Raw genomic sequence first — 338 nt, 5'->3', positions numbered from 1 at the left:
CACCATCAAGCTAAGAAAGGCAAATACCCCAAAAGGAAAAAATGAGCTTTCTTGTAATAAAAAACAAATCCGTAATACTAGGAGATTCCTTTTCAATGGCTATATTGAGAAATACTTGTATAAGACAGTATTTAAATTTAAGTATGATACGATTATAGTAAGGGGGGAAGCTATATGAACGGTCTACAAGAAAAAACATCTGAATTATTAAAAGAGAAAAAAAAGCCAATCACTGTAGTTTTAAAGAGTGGGGTTAGGATAACCGGGCAGATTCTTGCAATGGACAAATTTACGATTCTTATGATGGTTCGTGGTAAACAGCAACTCGTTTACAAACA

General features: G+C 33.4%; 1 protein-coding gene. It reads left to right on the top strand.

Going from position 1 to position 338, the window contains the following annotated elements; all coding sequences use genetic code 11:
* Nucleotides 1-174: 174 nt before the first annotated feature.
* Nucleotides 175-338: RNA chaperone Hfq (locus JDS96_RS30915; RefSeq protein ID WP_199669138.1), on the top strand; the 164-nt coding region annotated here is incomplete at its 3' end.

It is taken from the genome of Bacillus cereus group sp. N21 (genome assembly GCF_016483395.1).
In the GTDB taxonomy this organism is placed as follows: domain Bacteria; phylum Bacillota; class Bacilli; order Bacillales; family Bacillaceae_G; genus Bacillus_A; species Bacillus_A pseudomycoides.
The sequence above is the reverse complement of the archived record's forward strand: the minus strand, read 5'-3'. Positions and strand labels throughout refer to the sequence as shown.